We start from the raw sequence: 15,099 nt of genomic DNA on the forward strand, positions 1-15,099 counted from the left end.
GTGCCGGGGTGGGACCATGGGGTGGCGAGGCTGTGCGAGGGATGAACGGGGTTCCCCACGATCGTCATCCCCGCGCAGGCGGGGATCCATACACGGTAACCTTCCGGCAGGATTCGCTGGCGTTGCGGCTATGGATTCCCGCCTGCGCGGGAATGACGACGGGGAGGTGACGCCGCCTTACGCCTTCGGTGCGTAGAGCTGGTCCGGCCCCGGAAAGGTGCGCGAACGGACCTCTTCGGCATAGGTGGTCACCGCGGCCTCGATATGCCCGGCCATGTCGCCGAAGGTCTTCACGAAGCGCGGCGTGCGTTCGAACAGGCCCAGCATATCTTCGGCGACCAGCACCTGCCCGTCGCACTGCGCCGATGCGCCGATGCCGATGGTGGGACAGGCGATGCGGCGGGTGATGTCGACCGCGATCGGCTCCACCACCCCCTCGATCACCACCGCGAAGGCCCCTGCCTCCGCCACCGCGACGGCGTCAGCGACGATCCTTTCCGCTTCCGCGGCACTGCGCCCGCGCGCGCCATAGCCGCCGAGCTGGTTCACCGCCTGCGGCGTCAGCCCGACATGGCCCATGACCGGAATCCCGCGCTGCGACAGGAAGGCGACGGTTTCGGCCATCGCCGTGCCCCCCTCCAGCTTCACCGCCGCGGCACCGGTGGCCTTGAGCAGCATCGCCGCGCTTTCGAACGCCTGTGCCGGGCTCGCCTCGTAGCTGCCGAAGGGCATGTCGATCACGACCAGCGCATGGTACGACCCGCGCACCACCGCGCTCCCGTGCGCCGCCATCATGTCGAGCGTGACCGGCACGGTCGAGGGCAGGCCGTAGATCACCTGCCCCAGGCTGTCGCCGACCAGCAGCATGTCGCACTGCGCGTCCATCAGCTGCGCCATGCGCACGGTATAGGCGGTCAGCATCACCAGCGGCGTCCTGCCCTTGGCAGCGCGGATCGCGGGGATGGTCAGGCGCTTCATCGGCGCCGGGGTGGGCGTCGCGCGGCTGGTGGCGGTATCGATGGTGAAGGTCGTGGACATTGGCGGGTTCTAGCGAACCCCGCTCAGCGAAGCCACCCGCGGGCGATGCCGTGCCGCGCCATACCGAGCTGCCACAGCGCGATCGCGAAGATCACCAGCGGGAACGGCACCGTCGCCGCCGCGCCCTTGACCGCGATCAGGTCGGTCGCGGCGAACACCCAGCCGAACTGGATCGCGACCGCCAGCAGCGAGGCGGCATAGAGCCCCGCCGCCCAGCGCCGCCCGAGCAGCAGCGCGATGCTGCCGAACAGCCCGCCCCATGTCGCGATGCCGTAGATCCAGTTGAACCAGACCGGCAGCGTCGAAAAGAAGCGGCGGTCATAGTCGGACAGCGCCGCCAGCGCCGCCGGTCCCATCGTCGCCTGCGCATAAAAGGCATAGACCCCGGCCAGCCCCCACAGGAGGAACAGCACCGCGACGATGCGGAACCACGGTGGCGGCGTTCGGACGAAGGTCGGTGCCATGCTGCTCCCACGGGTGATTCGATACGGCACCGCAATAAAGCCGAGCGCCATGGTTAACGCAATCAGTCCCGACTTGCGAATCGCACGGCGTAGCGATCGGGCCTGAAGGCGACCTCGATCCAGCCGTCGCCGACCAGCACCGGCCGCTTTATCATCGACGGCTGCGCCAGCATCAGCGCGATCGCGCGGGGCGCGTCGAGATCGGCCCGATCGGCGTCGGGCAACTTGCGGAAGGTCGTGCCCGCACGGTTGAGCAGCGGCTCCCAGCCAAGCTCGGCGACCCAGCCCTCCAGCGTCGCGCGGTCGATCCCGGCCTTCTTGTAGTCGTGAAAGTCATGGGCGACGCCGTGCGCGTCGAGCCATGTCCGCGCCTTCTTCATCGTGTCGCAATTGGGGATGCCGTAGAGTCGGACGGTCATGGCGGGCTCCGTTCGGGGTCCGCGCGGTGCTAGCGGTGGGCGGCGGTACGTTCAACCGGCATGGGCACCCGATCCTCCCCGGCACGGGGAGGATTTGCGTCAGGCGGCCGCGCGATAGGCCGGCGGGTGGGCGCGGGCTTCCGTCGCGAGGCGGAAGCGGGCGACGTGGTGGGTAAGCGCCTCGGCCTGTTCGGCGAGGCTGCGCGCGGCGGCGGTGCTTTCCTCGACCATCGCCGCGTTCTGCTGCGTCACCGCGTCCATTTCGCCGACGGCGATGTTGACCTGCTGCAGGCCCGAAGCCTGTTCGTCGGCGCCCTTGGCGATGGCGGCGACCAGCCCCGAAATCTCGGCGACGCGGCCGACGATGCGTTCCAGTGCCTCGCCGGTCCTGCCGACCAGGTGGACGCCGCGTTCGACCTGCGTGCCGCTGGCGAGGATGCGGCTCTTCACGTCGCTCGCCGCGTCGGCCGAACGCTGTGCCAGCGCGCGTACTTCGGAGGCGACGACCGCGAAGCCCTTGCCCGCGTCGCCGGCGCGCGCCGCCTCGACCCCGGCGTTGAGCGCCAGCAGGTTCGTCTGGAACGCGATGCCGTCGATGACCGAGATGATCTCCGAGATTTCGTCCGATGCGCGCTTGATCCCGCTCATCGCCTGCACCGCGTCGCGGACGATCCGCGCGCCGTCCTCGGCATCGCCGCGGGTCGCGACCATCGTCGTGTCGGCCTGCGCCGCACCCGCCGCGGTACGGCGCACCGTCGCGGTGATCTGGTCGAGCGCCGCGGCGGTCTCCTCAAGGCTCGCCGCCTGCTGCTCGGTCCGGCGCGACAGGTCGTCCGACGCGCTGCTGATGTCCGACGCGCCGTTGCGGATGCCGCCGGTCGACTGCGCCACCGCGCGCATCGCATCGGCCAGCGCCGCCATCGCCGAGTCGAAATCGGTGCCGATCTTGCGGAACGGCCCGGTCAGCGTGTCGCCGATCCGCGCATCGAGTTGCCCGCGCGCCAGCGATTCCAGCCCGGTACCGACGGTCGCGACCACACGCTGCTGCTCGGCCTCGCGCTCCGCCGCCACGATCGCGGCATCGCGGAAGGTTTCCAGCGCGGCGGCCATCTCGCCGATCTCGTCCTTGCGGTCGCGGCCGGGGATCGCGGTCGTGGTGTCGCCGGCGGCCAGCGCGCGCATCCGCGCCGCCACCGCCTCGATCGGCAGCGAGATCGAGCGGCCGATGCGGAACGAACAGATCGCGACCAGCAGCAGCACGACCAGCGCCAGCCCGCTGAGGTACAGCGCGGCATCGAACACCGCCGCCTGGATACGATCGATATAGACGCCCGATCCGATCACCCAGCCCCACGGCGCGAAGCCCGCGACATAGGACAGCTTGGGTAGCGGCTTGGGCTGGCCCGGCTTGGACCAGTTATATTGCAGGAAACCGGCGCCGTGCGCCTTCACCACACTGACCATCTCGACGAAATGCGCCTTGCCGCTGGTGTCGCGGTTGTTGGTCAGGTCGGTGCCGTCCAGCTCGGGCTTGACCGGGTGCATCAGCATGCGCGGGTGCATGTCGTTGACCCAGAAATATTCGGTGCCGTCGTAGCGCATCGCCTTCAGCGTGGTCAGCGCCGCGCGTTGCGCGTCGGCGCGGGTCAGGCGGCCGGCGACTTCCTCGGCATGATAATGGGCGACGACCGAGCGCGCACCCTCGACCGCGTGGCGCGTGCTGCGTTCGATCCCGGCATGCATCACCGCCGATAGGCGGAACAGACTGATGCACAGCAATGCCACCAGCCCCGCCGCGGCGAGAACGCCGATCAGGTTGATGCGGCCCCGAACCTTTAACTGCATGCGCTCACCTCTTCGTATCCGATCCGACCTGCCGCGAAATGTTGAAGATCGCGTTTATGCGGCGCCGCGCGACGCGCATGGCGGTCGGACCGGCGCCGGTGCCGAACCGTTCGCCGCGCCCCGAAACGCAGCCATTGACGACCCGCCCGCGCCACGATAGCCAGTGCGAATGAGTATCAATAGCGAGGCGCTATGTACGATCTGATCGACCGGCCGGTATCGGCTCTTTCCCCCGGCGACCGCTTCCTTATCGAAGCGATCCGGCTATGGGTCGCGGGGCGCAGCGCGTGCCAGTGCCCCGCCGCGCTGCTGGCGGCGCGCTTCGCCCAGTCGGGCGCGCTCGACGCGCTGGGCGATTTCGACGGATGGATGACGCAGCTGTCCACCCATGCCCGGGTACCGATCCAGATCAATTGTAAATGCGGGCTTGTGACCGACGATGAATCGGTTCTCTTGACCTTGGCGCGCGATCTCGTAACGGGACGCGATGCGAAGGCGCGGACCACGCTTTCGCTGCTGGTCGCCGAACAGGCGATCGCCCCCACTTTTTGCGCGCTGGCCCGGACGGCGGCAATGCTCGGACAGGTCGGGCTGCCGCCGGGGACCAACGTCAGGACGTAAGGATTATCATGACCGACCGCACCGCCGTCGTCCACGGCCTCGAACCCACCAATGCGCTCAGCGTCGAGCGCGTGCGTTCGGTGCGCCACTGGAACGAGCATCTCTTCAGCTTCACCATCACCCGTCCGCCCAGCTTCCGCTTCCGTTCGGGCGAGTTCGTGATGATCGGCCTGCCCGGCGACAACGGCAAGCCGCTGCTGCGTGCCTATTCGATCGCCAGCCCCGCCTATGCCGAGGAGCTGGAGTTCCTGTCGATCAAGGTCGCCGACGGCCCGCTGACATCGCGGCTGCAACAGATCGTGCCGGGCGACGAGCTGTTCCTCGGCAAGAAGCCGACCGGCACGCTGGTCACCGACGCGCTGAAGCCCGGTTCGCGGCTGTTCATGCTGTCGACCGGCACTGGCCTGGCCCCGTTCCTGTCGCTGATCCGCGATCCCGACGTCTATGACATGTATGCGTCGATCGTCGTCGTCCATTCGGTGCGCCGCGTGTCGGACCTGGCGTTCCGCACCACGCTGGAGGCGAACCTCGCGGGCGATCCACTGGTCGAGGATCAGGCGGCGCAGCAATTCACCTATGTCCCGACCGTCACGCGCGAGCCGTTCCACACCACCGGCCGCATCGACGCGCTGGTCGACAACGGCACGCTGTTTTCGGCGCGCATCGGCGGCGCGCAGGCGTTCGACCCGTCAACCGACCGCGTGATGCTGTGCGGTTCGACCGAGATGATCCGCGACTTCTCGGAATATCTCGAGGGGCTGGGATTCGAGGAAGGGTCGAACGCGAAGCCGGGCGATTACGTGATCGAGCGGGCGTTCGTGGGGTAGGCTTACCCCTGCCCAAGCCAATACCGTTTGGTTCGAGCAGCTTGGAGCCTGTCGAGAAGCGCCAGTCGAGAACACCTTGCCCCAACGGGACATTCTCGACGGACGCTTCTCGACTTCGCTCGAAGCTGCTCGAACCGAACGGAGTGGATCGGGTTCGAGGGGGAAAGCCCCCCCGGTCAGTAACTGACCCGCAGCGTCCCCAGCACCGTGCGCGGTGCGATGAAGAACCCCTGGTCGAAGTTGATCGCGCTCAGCGCCTTCGCATCGTTGATGTTGCGGACATTGGCCGACAGCGACACCCGCGGCGTCAGCGCATAGCGCGCCATCAGGTCGACCGTGGCATAGCCGTCCTGCGTGATCCGCACCTGCTGCCCGGTGGTCGCGATGACGCCGTCGGGTTCGAGGTACATGCGGCTCTGATACTGGCCCGATGCGCCGACCTTCAGCGCAGGGAGCATCGTCGGCGACCACACGATGTTGAGCCGCGCGGTGTTGCGCGGAACGAAGGTCCGCACCGGCTGATCGTTCTCGCCCCGGATGCGCATTGCGGTGAAGCCGCCGGTCGCCTGCAACCCCGGTGCGAGTTCGCCGCTCATCTCGAACTCGATGCCGCGCGAGGTTGCGTCGATGCCGCGGAACACATTCTGGCCGATCGCCGGATCGAAGCCCGCGGCCTCGGCGGTGTTCTTCTGCCGCGCCTGGAACAGCGCGACGCTGGCGTTCAGCCGCCCGCCGAGCCATTCGCCCTTCAGCCCGGCCTCCAGATTGTCCCCCTCGATCGGGGCGATCAGGCGACGGCTCACGTCGGTCTGCGTCTGCGGATTGAAGATCGTCGCGAAGCTCGCATAGGCGCTGATATTGCCGGTCAGGTCGTAGGTCGCACCGACGAACGGCAGGAAGCGCGCGCGGTCGTAGTCGGTCGGGGCGCCATAGGAGATCCCCTCGCTGAACGCGCGGGTGGCATTGGCGCCGACCATCACCTTCAACGCATCGACCGGGTTCAGCCGGATCAGGCCGTACACCGTCTCGCGCCGGCTGTGGCTGTCGAGGCTGCGGGTGAACGCCGGGAAATCGGGATAGGGAAACGACCCGTCGAAGCCGCCGAACAGCGGCACCGGGATGCCGATGGCGGCGTTGTCGTACGCCGAATCCTGCGTGTAGCGCTGCGCCGAACGGTTGGCGCCGAACATGACGTCATGGGTCCGCCCGAACAGCGACACCGTGCCGCTGATATTGCCGTCGATCGTCAGGTTGCGCGCTCCGCCGCGGAAGCGACCGGGATAGCTGACGATGCCGAGGCCGGTCGCGCGGTCGGGCGCGGCGTTCACCCCGGTGTTCGCACCATAGACATAGAACAGGCTGTCATCCTCGTCGATCGCCCGGCGCTGCAACGACACCCTGGCGGTCCAGTCGCCGAAGCGATGGGTCACGTCGCCGAAGATCTGGCCATCGGTGATGTCATAGCTCGACCAGTCGGGTGCGCTGTTGGTCGAACGCGCATAGTCGATGCGGCTGCCGTCGCGGTAATAGAGCGGAAGGCCGCCCCACATCGCCGCCCGGCTCTTGTGGTTCTGTCGGCCATAGCCGGCGCTGACGACGGTATCGGGGCCGAGATCCGCCTCGACGATGCCATAGCCGGTCCAGCGGCGCAGGCCGTAGCGCGTGAGATAGCTGTCGGTATCCAGATAGGAGCCGACCACGCGGGCGCGGATCGATCCGTTCGCGGTCAGCGGTACGCTGACGTCGCCGTCCAGCCGCAACTGGTTGAACGAGCCATATTGCGCGCTGGCGCTGGCCGAGAAATCGGTCGTCGGGCGCTTGCGGATGAAGTTGATGACCGCCGACGGGTTGCCGGTCGACGACAACAGCCCCGGCGCGCCGCGCACCACCTCGATCCGGTCGTACATCGCGGTATCGATCGAGCCGTTCTGAATCTGGAACGGAAACGGCAGGCCGATGCCGTCGATCTGGAACGTCTGGATATCGAAGCCGCGCGCCGAATAATAGAAGCGGTCGGTTTCCTGCGCCTGCACGTTCACGCCGGGCACCGTCGCCAGCAGCGCGTTGATATCGTTCAGCTGGAAATCGTCAATCTGTGCGCGGGTAACGACGCTGACCGACTGCGGCGTCTCGCGCAGCGACAGCGGCAGGCGGGTGGCGGTGCTCTGCGCCTTGACCGCGTAATCGTCGCTGCCTTCGGTCCGCAGCCCGGTGACGACGATCTCGTCGCCGCGCTGCACGGGGTCTTCCGGCGCGGGGGCCGGCGCGGCGGTCGGCGCGAGCGCGGTGGCGGCGAGGAGAACGGCGAATGGCGACATGCGAAACTATCCCTGTGATGCTTCGCGCCGCCTAATCCGCCCTTACTGCTTTTGCAAGTGACTATCAGTATCTACGTTATAGCGTCGTTATGGAAGGCGATCGCGCCATGATTGTCGCCGCGGACCATCAGCTGGACCTTCGGGATGCCTGCCGCGCGCAGCCCGCATGCCCGCCATGACGCCACCACCGCCGGCGCATCCCCGGCGGTGGCGGGGGCGATCACCGGGCGATGCACGTGCTGCCCGCCCACAGCGCGGTGACGTTGTCCTTCGCATCGTACAGCCCCGACAGCCCGCCGCTGGCGAATTCGCGGCCGAGGCTGGTCTCCTCGACCGGGGCCACGATCGCCGATTCGACCGCCGCGCGCTTCGACCCGATGCCGACCCCGGCCATCGTCGTCAGCCCGCGCCCGCGCGCCGACCAGCCGACGAAGCGTCCCTCCTGAAAATACACCGCGATCCGCGGATAGGTGGCGATCTCCAGCGGTCCCTCCCCGCATTCGGCGTTGGTCGAGCGCCCGGGGATGGTCTGCGTCGCCGCCTCGACCACGCGCAGCACGACCTCGGCCGGCGTGCCGAAGGGCAGCGTGCGGCTGCTGGCGCCGGCCACGGTCTGCAAGCCGTCGGGGGCGAGGTTGAGCGCCACCGCGTTGCGCGCCGCCGCCTCCGCGCCCGCCGGTGCGTCGCAGCGCACCAGCCGCGCCGGGCCGTCGACTCCGGTCAGTTCCAGCGAACCACCGGCACCCAGCGCGAAACGATAGCGGCGCTGTTCGGTGATGCCGCCGCGATCGCCGACCACGTCGACATCGACCGCTCCGGCATCGGCGACGGTGATGCCGCGTACGGGCAGGTCGCGGTCGCCCATGCGCAACGCGCTGGCGGCGACCACCAGCCGCTTCCCGCCGGGCGCAGGCGCATCGCATGCCGTGCCGTCGCTGTCCCACGTCCCGACGAAGCGCGTCGGGATCGTCACCAGCGTTTCGGGCGTGGGGCTGGCGGCGGGCAGGACCGGTTCGTCCTGTATCAGGTTGGCGGGCGGCGGGGCCTCGTCCGCCTGTCCGCATCCGGCCAGCACCACCACCATGCCCATCGTCCACCGCCGCATCGCTCGATCTCCCAATCCGAAGTCGCACGACTGCCGGATTCGGCGGGACCGCGAAAGGGCGAACGCGGCGATCAGTGCGGTGCGGTCGCCGTTTCGGGCGCGGGCGTAGCGTCGGTGACCGCCGGCGGCGGCAGCGTCGCGAAATAGGCTTTCGCCGGCAGCTCGATCACCGTCACCCGCCCGGCATTGGCCCGTTCGACCGACTGCACGAACGACCGCGGCTTCTTCATCAGCTTGCGCTCCTCGACCACCTGCAACCCCGATCGCCGGGCCGCCTCGGCGACGAAATGGACGCAGTTGCGGCGGTTGAGGTTGTAATGCGAATCGCCCCCCGCCCCCCATTCGACGATCAGCGAACGGACCGCGGCATATTGCGCGTCGCTCAGCACGAGCGAGAAATGGGCGTTGCTGCGGGCGATATAGGACGGCGTGGGCCGGTCGATCCGCCCGCCGACCGACCCCATCAGCAGCGCCGGGGTGATCGCCTTGGCGGTGAAACCATAGCTTTCGTTCAGCGCCGGACCGCCGGAATCGGGCGCGCCGGAAAAGGTGAAGAAGGCGTGCGGGAAATTCTGCCCGAATTCCTGCGACCAGAAGGTGATGGTCACTGCCGCATGGGCCGGGACGATCGTCGCCAGGGCCAGCAGCAGCAGCGCGAGCCCGCGCAACAGCGGGCGCATCAGGCGATCGGTCGTCATCCGCCCGACATACCGAAAGCGGCGCGCCGGAACCACCCGACACGCCGCCCGAACCGTACCGTCGCGGTCGCTGCTTCAGCGATCGGTGCGCTGCGCCTCCGCATCGGCGTCATAGCCCGACGACGGCGCGGGACCATCGGTTCCGGGCTGGACCGATGCCGGCGGGTCGGACGCGTCCATCGATTCGTCAAGCCCGCGATCGAGCCGCGATTCGGCGTCCGACGCATCGTCCCGGTCGCCGTCGCGACCCGCATCGCCACGCGCCGGCGTGCTCGCCTCGCTCTCGTTGCCGTCGGGTGCGACCGACAGGGAGGACAGCGCCTTCTCGTCGATTCCGGTGGTGTCGTTGGTCATGTCCCTCACTCCTTCGACCACCAGAACGAAACGACCGCGCCCGGCGTTCCGCCCATGCGAAAAGGCCCGGCAGTCTCCCGCCGGGCCCTTCGCATCGTCATGGGTTCGAGGATCAGTCGCGGTTGCCGAGGAACGACAGCAGGAACTGGAACATGTTCACGAAGTCGAGGTACAGCGACAGCGCGCCCATGATGACCGCCTTGCCCGCGAAGTCGGTGCCCGCGACCTGGAAGTACAGGCCCTTGATCCGCTGCGTGTCATAGGCCGTCAGCCCGGCGAACAGCAGCACGCCGACCGCGCTGATAATCATGCTCATCATGCCCGACTGAAAGAACAGGTTGAGCAGCGATGCCACGATCAGACCGACCAGACCCATGATGAGGAACGTGCCGAACCCGGTCAGGTCGCGCTTGGTCGTATAGCCGTAGATGCTGAGCGACAGGAACGCGGCGGTGGTCGCGAAGAAGGTCAGCGCGATCGACGGCCCCGTGTAGCGCAGGAAGATCGTCGACATCGACAGACCCATGATCGCCGCGAACGCCCAGAACAGGCCCTGCGCCGCGCCGGTCGACAGCCGGTTAATGCCGAAGCTGAGCACCATCACGAAGATCAGCGGCGAGAAGATGATCGCGTACTTCAGGATGCCGGGCTGGTAGAACACCTGCGCCGCCATCGAGGTGTCGCCACCCCATGAAAACAACAGCGCGACGATGCCGGTCAACAGCACGCCGGACGCCATGTAGTTGTACACCGAAAGCATGTAGGACCGCAGCCCTTCGTCGCGCGCCATATCGCGTTCGCGAGTGCGCGTGATCGGTGCGGCCGACGTCCGGGGATCGGACCAGTTCGCCATTGTAAACTCCTCTTCCCGGCACACATGCCGGCTGTTAGAAATATCGTCGGCTACGCCCGCGATTTCAACCCAAACGCGGGAAGCAACATTTTGTTACGCTACCGGGAGAATCGGCCGTGCACCGTCTGTTCGTAGGGTTGCGCCCGCCATCGGCGATGCGCGAGGCGCTGTTCGACATCATGGACGGTGTCGAGGGTGCGCGGTGGCAGGATGACGACCAGCTCCACGTGACGCTGCGCTACATCGGCGAGGTCGAACGGCCGGTGGCGGAGGATATCGCGCTGGCGCTGCAATCGATCCACGCGCCGGCGATCGACCTCGCGCTATCGGGGGTCGGGCGGTTCGACACGGGCAGGCGCGGCCGGGCGCTGTGGGCGGGGGTCGCGCCGCACGATGCCGTCGCGGCGCTGCATCGCAAGGTCGACCATGCGCTGGTGCGGATCGGCCTGCCGCCCGAGGGGCGCGCCTATCTGCCGCATGTCACGCTCGCCCGGCTGAACGCCGCATCGGGGCCGACCGAAGAATTCTTGCGTATCCACGCCGCGCTCACCTTGCCGCCGATGCGCGTCGATCACTTCACCCTGTTCGAGAGTCATCTGGGTCGGGACGGGGCATGGTACGAGCCCGTCGCCCGCTATCCGTTGCTGGCCGCGCCCTCGCCAAGCTGAACGAATGCCTGTCGTTTCGTTCATGAAACCGTCAGCGCGAGGATGCGTTAAGCGACCAACGACATATCACGGACGAAAGGAACATTCCCATGCGCAACATCATGATGGCGCTCGCCGCCGCTTCGCTGCTGGCACCGGTCGGCCCGACCTTCTCGAAGCACGGCGTCTCGATCGGCAAGACCGAGGCCGAGGCACAGCGCCGCAGCAAGTATCGCGAATGGCGCGGCCGCGACGGTCGTCGCTATTGCCGCAAGCCCAACGGCACCACCGGCCTCGTCGTCGGCGGCGTCGCCGGTGCGCTGGTCGGTCGCACGATCGATTCGCGCGGCGACCGTACGCTCGGTACGCTGCTGGGTGCGGGCGCAGGCGCGCTGGCCGGTCGCGAGATCGAGCGCAGCGGCAGCCGTGGCCGTTGCCGTTGAACCAACTGCGGTCTGACGAATTCTGGAGGGGCGGGTCCGGTGACGGGCCCGCCCCTTTTCCCATGACGAAGGTTCCCCAGCATGATCCGCAGTGCATCCGCCCGCTACGACGGCCTCGGCAAGGACGGCAAAGGCCATGTCTCGACCCAGTCGGGCGTGCTGTCCGAACAGCAATATGGCTTCAACACCCGGTTCGAGGATGGCAAGGGCACCAACCCGGAAGAGTTGATCGCCGCCGCCCATGCCAGCTGCTTCACCATGGCGCTGAGCTTCGCATTGGCCGGGGCCGGCTTCAGCGACGGCACGCTGGAGACGACCGCCAAGGTCACGCTCGACAAGGACGGTGACGGGTTCACGGTGACGAAGTCGGCGCTGACGCTGACCGCCAGCGTGCCGGGCATCGAGCAGGCGAAGTTCGAGGAGATCGCGGCGGGAGCGAAGGCCGGCTGTCCCATCTCCAAGCTGCTGAATGCCGAGATTACGCTGGAGCATACGCTGACGGCGTGAGTTGTGGCGGGCCGAGCGGACACGGCGTCCACTCGGCCCGCCATCCGCGTCGCCCCCGGCGAAGCGGCTCGTCATCCCTGACCTGATCGAGACATCCGCGAGTATCTCGAATAGACCCAATTCCTCGTCGTACCCCGGCGACGGCCGGGGTCCAGTTGGACAGGCCTTTCCGTATCCTAACCCCCCAACTGGGCCCTGGCCTTCGCCGGGGTAGGGATTGACGGCTTTCGCAGAGGTCTCGACCTGATCCGGGATGACAGCCGCCTGCCGGCGATCGTTACCGATTGAACCGGCACGCTGATCTTTTCGCGAACCCTTCACCCTTTTCGCGCTAGGACGACGCCCCATGCTGCGCGTCCTGACCCTCGCCACCCTGTTCCCCGATGCCGTCCGGCCCAATTTCGGCGTGTTCATCGAACGCCAGACGCTGGGGCTCGCCGCCCTCGAAGATGTCGCGGTGCGGGTCGTCGCGCCGCTTGGCCTGCCGCCCTTTCCGCTGACGCTGCACGCCGGCTACCGGGCGCTCTCGACGCTGCCCCGGCACGAAACATGGAAGGGGCTGGCCGTCGACCGCCCGCGGTTCCTGAACCTGCCGGGCACGCAGGGACGGTTCCATGTCGGGGCGCTGGTCCGGCGGCTGATCCCGCACCTGAACGCGCTGCGCGAAACATTTCCGTTCGACGCGATCGACGCCGAATTCTTCTTTCCCGACGGCCCGGCGGCGGTGGCGCTCGGCCGGCGGTTCGGAGTGCCGGTATCGATCAAGGCACGCGGCGCCGACATCCATCATTGGGGCCATGCCCCCGCCACCGCGGCGCAGGTTCGGGCCGCCGGCCAGGCGGCGGACGGATTGCTCGCGGTGTCGCAGTCGATGGCCGACGATATCGCCGCTGCCGGGATCGACCGCCCGGTCCGCGTCCATCGCACCGGCATCGACCGCAGCCGCTTCGGTAGCGTCGACCGCGCTGCCGCCCGTGTGCGCCTGGGGATCGCGGGACCGCTGGTCGTATCGCTGGGCGCGCTGATCCCGCGCAAGGGGCATCGCATCGTCCTCGACGCGGTCGCCGCGCTGCCCGGCGTGCAGTTGTGGATCGTCGGCGGCGGCCCCGACCATGCGGCGCTCGCCGCGCGCATCGCCGAACTGGGCGTCGGCGACCGCGTGCGGCTGTACGGATCGATGCCACATGGCGACCTGCCCGGCCTGCTGGCCGCTGCCGACGTCATGGCGCTGGCGTCGTCGTCGGAAGGCCTTGCAAATGCATGGATCGAGGCGCTGGCGAGCGGGACGCCGATCGTGATCCCCGACGCCGGCGCCGCGCGCGAGGTCGTGACCGGCCCCGCCGCCGGCCGGATCGTCACGCGCGACGCCGCGGCGGTGGCGCAGGGGATCGCGGCGGTGCTGTCGCAACCTGCCGATCCGGACGCGACGCGGGCGACGGTCGAAGCGTTCAGCTGGGAGCGCAACGCGCGGGAATTGCGCGAGCATCTGATGGGGTTGGCGGCGGGACGACGCTGATTCCCCACCGGCGTCACCCCGGATAAAGTCGGGGGCCACCAACAAGGCGGTCGGTGCGCTGCCTTATCGGGAGATTCCGGCCTTCGCCGGGATGACGCGTAGGGCTTGCGAGGAAACTCCAACCCTTACAGCGGGTAGAATGCCGCCGCGATCTGTCGCCCTTCGTCGCGCAGTACGCCCCACGCCCGGGCGGCGGCGCGGCTGTCCATCGCCTCGATCCCCAGCCCCTGCGCATCGAGCGCGCGGACCAGCGCGCGCGGCGGCTGGCGCAGCGTCGCGCCGGTGCCGAGCAGCAGGAATTCGGGGCGCATCGCCAGCACCGATGCCAGCGCCGCCGCGTCGAGGTCCTCGAACGCCGGCGGCTCCCACAGATCGGCACGCTGCGGCGTCATCAGCAGCGCGGGATAGATGCCGTCATCGACCCGGAACCCGGCGGCGGTCAGCCCGGAGACGAGCGGACCGTCGCCCTTGCGGGTCCGGTCGATCTTCACCGCGACGTCTTTTGCGGCACGGGTTCCCTGACCGTCCCCTCGCCTACCGGCGCACCGGGTTTCAGCCCCAGCGTGATGAGCAGCGACGACGACACGTAGATCGACGAATAGGTCCCGACGATCACGCCGAGGATCATCGCCGCGGTGAAGCCGCGCAGCACATGGCCGCCGAACACCAGCAGCGCGGTCAGCGCCAGCAGGATCGTCAGCGAGGTCATGACGGTACGTGGCAGCGTTTCGTTGACCGACAGGTCAATCAGCTCGCGCATCTCCATCTTGCGGAACTTGCGCATATTCTCGCGGATGCGGTCGTCGATCACCATCTTGTCGTTGATCGAATAGCCGATGATCGTCAGCACCGCCGCGACGATGGTCAGGTCGAACGGCATCTGCGTCAACGCGAAGAAACCCAGCGTCATCAGCACGTCGTGGATGATCGCGACCGCGGTCGACACGCCGAACTGCCATTCGTAGCGGAACCACGAAAAGATCGCGATGCCGAAGATCGCCAGCACGACGGCGAGGACGCCGTTGGTCACCAGTTCGTCGGATACCTTGCCCGACACGGTCGAATAGTTGCTGAAGGTCGCGCCGGGGAATTCGGTGGCGAGCGCCGACTTGACCCGCTCGACCAGGCGGTCGGTCGCGCCGCTGTGGCCCTCGGGCACCGGCAGGCGGATCGACACCAGCTTGGGATCACCGAACTGCTGGATCGCGGGTTCACCCACGCCCAGCCGCTCGATGACGCCGCGCACCTTGTCGATCGCGGGCGGCGTGGCGAACTTCTCCTCGATCGCGACGCCGCCCATGAAGTCGACGCCAAAGTTCAGCCCCCGCGCGAACACCAGCCCGACCGCGAGGATGCTGAGGATCAGCGTCACGGTGAACGCGATTTTGCGCACCGCGACGAAGCGGATGTTGGTGTTGTCGGGAACCAGCTTGATGAGACGCAT

18 protein-coding genes are annotated in these 15,099 nt (G+C 68.1%); 6 read left to right on the forward strand and 12 right to left on the reverse strand.

Features of this window, described 5'->3' with window-relative positions; genetic code table 11:
• Positions 1-177: 177 nt before the first annotated feature.
• From panB to QLH51_RS14350, 4 genes are all read right to left on the reverse strand, one after another.
• Positions 178-1,038, reverse strand: a complete 861-nt coding sequence (gene panB, locus QLH51_RS14335) for a 3-methyl-2-oxobutanoate hydroxymethyltransferase (RefSeq protein ID WP_125658262.1) — start codon at positions 1,036-1,038, stop codon at positions 178-180.
• A gap of 23 nt (positions 1,039-1,061) precedes the next feature.
• A complete protein-coding gene (locus tag QLH51_RS14340) occupies positions 1,062-1,502 on the reverse strand; it encodes a hypothetical protein (protein WP_125658259.1) in 441 nt (146 codons plus the stop codon).
• Positions 1,503-1,564: 62 nt separating this feature from the next.
• Positions 1,565-1,921, reverse strand: a complete 357-nt coding sequence (locus tag QLH51_RS14345) for an ArsC family reductase (protein ID WP_125658256.1) — start codon at positions 1,919-1,921, stop codon at positions 1,565-1,567.
• A 99-nt stretch (positions 1,922-2,020) separates the two neighbouring features.
• Positions 2,021-3,766: a methyl-accepting chemotaxis protein gene (locus tag QLH51_RS14350; protein ID WP_125658253.1), complete on the reverse strand. Its 1,746-nt coding sequence runs from the start codon at positions 3,764-3,766 to the stop codon at positions 2,021-2,023.
• Positions 3,767-3,958: 192 nt separating this feature from the next.
• On the opposite strand from QLH51_RS14350, the gene QLH51_RS14355 reads away from it, so the two are divergent.
• Together QLH51_RS14355 and QLH51_RS14360 are read left to right on the forward strand one after the other, a co-directional pair.
• Positions 3,959-4,387, forward strand: a complete 429-nt coding sequence (locus QLH51_RS14355; protein WP_125658250.1) for a hypothetical protein — start codon at positions 3,959-3,961, stop codon at positions 4,385-4,387.
• Positions 4,388-4,395: 8 nt separating this feature from the next.
• Entirely contained in the window at positions 4,396-5,214 is an 819-nt protein-coding gene (locus QLH51_RS14360; RefSeq protein ID WP_125658247.1) for a ferredoxin--NADP reductase, read from the forward strand.
• Between the two features lie 176 nt (positions 5,215-5,390).
• On the opposite strand, the gene QLH51_RS14365 is transcribed toward QLH51_RS14360, so the two are convergent.
• The 6 genes from QLH51_RS14365 to QLH51_RS14390 form a co-directional block, all read right to left on the reverse strand.
• Positions 5,391-7,532: a TonB-dependent siderophore receptor gene (locus QLH51_RS14365; protein WP_125658244.1), complete on the reverse strand. Its 2,142-nt coding sequence runs from the start codon at positions 7,530-7,532 to the stop codon at positions 5,391-5,393.
• A gap of 71 nt (positions 7,533-7,603) precedes the next feature.
• Positions 7,604-7,756, reverse strand: a complete 153-nt coding sequence (locus tag QLH51_RS14370) for a hypothetical protein (RefSeq protein WP_164516150.1) — start codon at positions 7,754-7,756, stop codon at positions 7,604-7,606.
• On the reverse strand, positions 7,753-8,637 hold the full coding sequence (locus tag QLH51_RS14375; RefSeq protein WP_125658241.1) for a hypothetical protein: 885 nt from the start codon (positions 8,635-8,637) through the stop codon (positions 7,753-7,755). Before QLH51_RS14375 ends, QLH51_RS14370 begins: the two co-directional genes overlap by 4 nt.
• A 71-nt stretch (positions 8,638-8,708) precedes the next feature.
• On the reverse strand, positions 8,709-9,335 hold the full coding sequence (locus tag QLH51_RS14380) for a hypothetical protein (protein ID WP_125658238.1): 627 nt from the start codon (positions 9,333-9,335) through the stop codon (positions 8,709-8,711).
• Between the two features lie 75 nt (positions 9,336-9,410).
• Positions 9,411-9,689: a hypothetical protein gene (locus QLH51_RS14385; RefSeq protein ID WP_125658235.1), complete on the reverse strand. Its 279-nt coding sequence runs from the start codon at positions 9,687-9,689 to the stop codon at positions 9,411-9,413.
• Positions 9,690-9,801: 112 nt separating this feature from the next.
• Positions 9,802-10,542, reverse strand: coding sequence for a Bax inhibitor-1/YccA family protein (locus tag QLH51_RS14390; protein WP_125658231.1), 741 nt, complete (start codon positions 10,540-10,542; stop codon positions 9,802-9,804).
• A 116-nt stretch (positions 10,543-10,658) separates the two neighbouring features.
• Between QLH51_RS14390 and thpR the strand changes: the two genes are divergently transcribed.
• From thpR to QLH51_RS14410, 4 genes are all read left to right on the forward strand, one after another.
• Positions 10,659-11,210: an RNA 2',3'-cyclic phosphodiesterase gene (thpR, locus tag QLH51_RS14395; protein WP_125658228.1), complete on the forward strand. Its 552-nt coding sequence runs from the start codon at positions 10,659-10,661 to the stop codon at positions 11,208-11,210.
• An 89-nt stretch (positions 11,211-11,299) separates the two neighbouring features.
• Complete coding sequence (locus QLH51_RS14400; RefSeq protein ID WP_125658225.1) at positions 11,300-11,632, forward strand: glycine zipper 2TM domain-containing protein; 333 nt, start codon at positions 11,300-11,302, stop codon at positions 11,630-11,632.
• A gap of 81 nt (positions 11,633-11,713) precedes the next feature.
• Positions 11,714-12,139: an OsmC family protein gene (locus QLH51_RS14405; protein WP_125658222.1), complete on the forward strand. Its 426-nt coding sequence runs from the start codon at positions 11,714-11,716 to the stop codon at positions 12,137-12,139.
• 346 nt (positions 12,140-12,485) lie between these two features.
• The gene (locus QLH51_RS14410; protein WP_125658219.1) at positions 12,486-13,655 is read left to right on the forward strand and encodes a glycosyltransferase; all 1,170 of its coding nucleotides are present in this window, start codon (positions 12,486-12,488) and stop codon (positions 13,653-13,655) included.
• A gap of 125 nt (positions 13,656-13,780) precedes the next feature.
• Here QLH51_RS14410 and QLH51_RS14415 read toward each other — a convergent pair whose 3' ends face one another.
• Positions 13,781-14,146 (reverse strand): Mth938-like domain-containing protein, encoded by a 366-nt coding sequence (locus QLH51_RS14415; protein ID WP_125658216.1) that lies wholly within the window; start codon positions 14,144-14,146, stop codon positions 13,781-13,783.
• Positions 14,143-15,099: a protein translocase subunit SecF gene (secF, locus tag QLH51_RS14420; RefSeq protein WP_125658213.1), complete on the reverse strand. Its 957-nt coding sequence runs from the start codon at positions 15,097-15,099 to the stop codon at positions 14,143-14,145. Before secF ends, QLH51_RS14415 begins: the two co-directional genes overlap by 4 nt.

This window comes from Sphingomonas sp. 2R-10 (assembly GCF_030062225.1).
In the GTDB taxonomy this organism is placed as follows: Bacteria; Pseudomonadota; Alphaproteobacteria; order Sphingomonadales; family Sphingomonadaceae; genus Sphingomonas.